Source organism: Amycolatopsis sp. La24 (assembly GCF_029087445.1).
GTDB classification, from domain to species: Bacteria; Actinomycetota; Actinomycetes; order Mycobacteriales; family Pseudonocardiaceae; genus Amycolatopsis; species Amycolatopsis nivea.
The window spans coordinates 1-3462 of record NZ_JARACH010000137.1 but is presented as its reverse complement, the minus strand read 5'-3'; the positions used below and the strand labels follow the sequence as shown (position 1 = coordinate 3462).

Below are 3462 nucleotides of genomic sequence, written 5' to 3'. Positions count from 1 at the left end.
TACCGGAACTTCCCGGTGTTCGTCGGTGCTGGCTGTTCTTTGTCGACGCTGGGGCGCTGGCCAGCGCGCTCTCACTCGATGGTGTGGACTCTCTGACATGACGTCAGGATTTCCGACAGGCTGCCGATGTTGATGAGGCATTGTCGTTTCCGTTCAACTCGGGGACACGGTCGGGAGGCGCGGTGGGGCTGGCGGTGGTGCGGTCGCTGCGCGGGCCGCGGAAGCTGAGCACGACCCAGGACCTGGAGGACTTCGAGCAGGAGCTCGTCGATCAGTACCTGCTTGCCTCGATGGGGGCGGGAGTCTGCGACAGCACGGTGAACAACGACCGAGCAGCGATCTTCGAGTTCATCCAATTCCTCGGTCGTCCGGTGTGGACAGCCGAGCCTGCTGACGCGGACCGGTTTCTGGTTCGCCAGCGCAAGGATCTGGGCAGGTCCCGGTTGACGGTGCAGCACAAGGCGTGGGCGATCGGGCACTTCTTCGATTTCCTGATCGGCCGTTATCAGGGCGACATTCACGCGCTCGCCGGGTGTGTGGTGGCGCAACCGATCGACGAGCACAACCGGCCGGCCAAGGCCGACTACGGGACACCTCGAATACCGCCCTCGGACAAGGAAACCGAGCTGTTGTTCACCGAGTGGCGGGACTCGCTGGAGCACGCCCGGAAGTTCCGCACTGCGGCTCGGGACTATCTGGCGGCGTCGTTGTGGCGCCGGGCGGGGTTGCGGATCCAGGAGACCTACATGCTCGACATGCGCGACTGGCGCCGGGATCTGGGCGAGTACGGCAAGCTGCATGTCCGATTCGGCAAAGGAAGCCGGGGACGCGGCCCGAAGACGAGGCTCGTTCCGGCGATCAACTCGGTGGCCGAGTTGCTGGACTGGTGGCTGGTGGAAGTGCGTCACCAGTTCGGCGAGGACTGGGAGCATCCCGACGCGCCGCTGCTGCCGAGTGAGCGCCAGGACCCGCACACCGGATTCTGTGGCCGGGTTGGTGACCAGACGTTGCGGGACGGGTTGGCGGAGGCGACCGGACGATGGCTGCCGGACTGGGCAGGAAGGCTGACACCGCATACATTGCGGCACTACTGTGCATCGTCGCTGTATGCGCGAGGCATGGATCTTAAAGCTATACAAGAGGTTTTGGGCCACTCGTGGCTCTCGACCACGACCGCGTACATCCACGTGGAGTCCGAGCACGTCGAACATGCCTGGGCCAAGGCCAACCAGCGCGTGGCCGCCCGGCTGGGCACCGAGGAAGGGTAGCGCGATGCGCTGGAACCTGCGAATGAAAGCCGCCGAGGCAGGGATCTGGAAGTCCACGGAGATGCGCCGCAGGCTCGCCGAGGCGGGATTGGATATCAGCGCGGGCAAGATGTCGAACCTGTGGATCGGCAATCCCACCACGATCCGGCTCGATGATCTCGACGTGATCTGCGCGGTGCTGGAGTGCGCACCGACTGATCTGCTGATCCCCGAGCCGGAGAAGGTCGCCGCTCGTCGGCCCCGCAAGGCCGACACGGGCACGGTCGCGCCGATCACCCCGCGGCTGGGGCGACATCGATCGGTGCCGCCGGCGTGACCGGGCGTCCCCGCCGCTGCCGGGTGTGCGGGGTGCGTCCCCCGGCGATGCGGGAGGTCCCGTACTGCTTCCAGTGCTGGCCCGGCGGCCCGATCGCCCCGCCACCGTGCCGCAAATGCGGGTCCACAAACGACTATTACACGTCCGGGCTGTGCGCCCGCTGCCACAGCCACGCGCCCGGCGAGAAGTCGCCGCTGTGGCAGTCGCCCGGCACGCTCGCGCGACAAACGGTCGTGGTCGACTCGTGTCTCGACTGCCACGCCTGGGGCGTGACCCGCACCTACGGTTGGCTGTGCGTGGGCTGCCGTAGCTGGCGCGAGAAATACCGACACAAGGGTGTGTGCGACACCTGCGGGAACGAGGTGGCGCTCAACGAGGGCGGGTCGTGCCGGTTGTGCTGCAAGACGCGCAGCCTGCTCGCCCAGGACCGCGACCAGCGGCCCAGCAGCATCAGTCTGGCCGAGGCCAACGTGTTCGGGCAGCAGCTGTTCTTCGCCGGCATGTGGCACCGCGAAGGACAGGGCCAACGGCCCTACGTCAAGAAAACCATCCCACCGAACCTGTCGTTGCTGCACCCGGTGCCCTACGAACAGCTGGTGCTGCTCGAACTGCCGCGGGACCTGAAAGCCGGACTGCGCAAGGGATTCCCACCGCCGCCCGACCCGGCCCGCGAGGCCGCCTGGCACCAGTTCGTGCGCGAGCACGCCGCCGCGCACGGCTGGAGCAGGACCGTCACCGAACGCGCCCAGCGGGCGATCCGGATGCTGCTGGGCATGCAAGACACCCCCGGTGCCGCGATCCGCGCCAGCGACGTCCTGCCCCTCTCGCGCATCCGGCACCCCGTGCGCCCGGTGCTCGACGTGCTGACCGTCGCCGGCATGCTCGCCGACGACCGCGTCCCGCCCACCGAGCGCTGGTTCCAGCTGCAGATCACCGGACTGCCCGAGGACATCCGTCACGAACTCGAGGTCTGGTTCGACATCGCCCGCAACGGCAGCACCACCCCACCGCGATTTCGTCCCCGTTCCGACAACACGGTGCGTTCGCAGCTGGGCTACGCGCTGCCGATCATCCGCGCCTGGGCACGCACCCACCCCTCGCTGCGGGAGATCGGCCGCGACGACGTGCTCGCCGCCCTGCCGCCCAGCGGCAGTCCGCGCAGCAGCACCCTGCAAGGGCTTCGGTCGATCTTCCGGATCCTCAAGGCCCGCAAGCTCACCTTCATCAACCCCACCACGCGCATCAGCGTGCCCACCCCGGACAAACACGTGCCCGCACCGATCGATCTCACCGAGCTGCGCGGCGCGCTCAACTCCGACGACCCGACCCGCGCGGCGTTGGCCGCGCTGCTGGCCTTCCACGCCATCCGCATCTGGCAACTGCTCCAGCTGCAGCTCGCCGACGTGCGCGACGGTCGCCTCTACCTGCCCGACCGCATCGTGCCGCTCGCCGAGCCGGTCCGGGCACGAGTGTCGGCCTACCTGGACTACCGACAACGGACCTGGCCCGACACCGCCAATCCGCACCTGTTCATCCACTACCGCAACGCCAACACCACCACGCCCGCGACCCCGTGGTGGATCCGCAAACGGCTCGGCATGATCGCGCAAGCCATCCGCCAGGACCGCATCCTCGACGAAGCCCACGCCACCGGCGGCGACGTCCGCCAGCTCTGCGAACTGTTCGGCCTGTCCATCGCCGGCGCCTACCGCTACACCAGCAGCGTCGACCACCCCGGCATCGCCGAATACGAACAATCCACAAAGGAATGACGATTCCATAGTTCCCCAACTCCGGGATTCAGCTATCATCGTCAAGCACCAAATACCCAGAGTTCCGCTCAGATTCGGGTAAAGTTGCGAGGAACTCTGGGGAAGT

At 67.3% G+C, this 3462-nt stretch carries 3 protein-coding genes; all 3 read left to right on the top strand.

From position 1 onward, the window contains the following. Window positions 1–182 precede the first annotated feature (182 nt). Genes PUT80_RS46135 through PUT80_RS46125 form a run of 3 tightly spaced genes read left to right on the top strand, consistent with a single transcriptional unit; the run spans window position 183 to window position 3356 of the window. A complete protein-coding gene (locus tag PUT80_RS46135) occupies window positions 183–1268 on the top strand; it encodes a tyrosine-type recombinase/integrase (protein WP_101434546.1) in 1086 nt (361 codons plus the stop codon). 4 nt (window positions 1269–1272) lie between these two features. Continuing rightward, complete coding sequence (locus PUT80_RS46130; RefSeq protein WP_101434545.1) at window positions 1273–1584, top strand: helix-turn-helix transcriptional regulator; 312 nt, start codon at window positions 1273–1275, stop codon at window positions 1582–1584. Further along, window positions 1581–3356 (top strand): hypothetical protein, encoded by a 1776-nt coding sequence (locus PUT80_RS46125; protein ID WP_101434544.1) that lies wholly within the window; start codon window positions 1581–1583, stop codon window positions 3354–3356. Before PUT80_RS46130 ends, PUT80_RS46125 begins: the two co-directional genes overlap by 4 nt. Window positions 3357–3462: the final 106 nt, after the last annotated feature.

Excerpts from the sequence above, each read along its gene's own strand:
- PUT80_RS46130 (WP_101434545.1), top strand. The coding sequence starts at position 1,273 with ATGCGCTGGAACCTGCGAATGAAAGCCGCCGAGGCAGGGATCTGGAAG.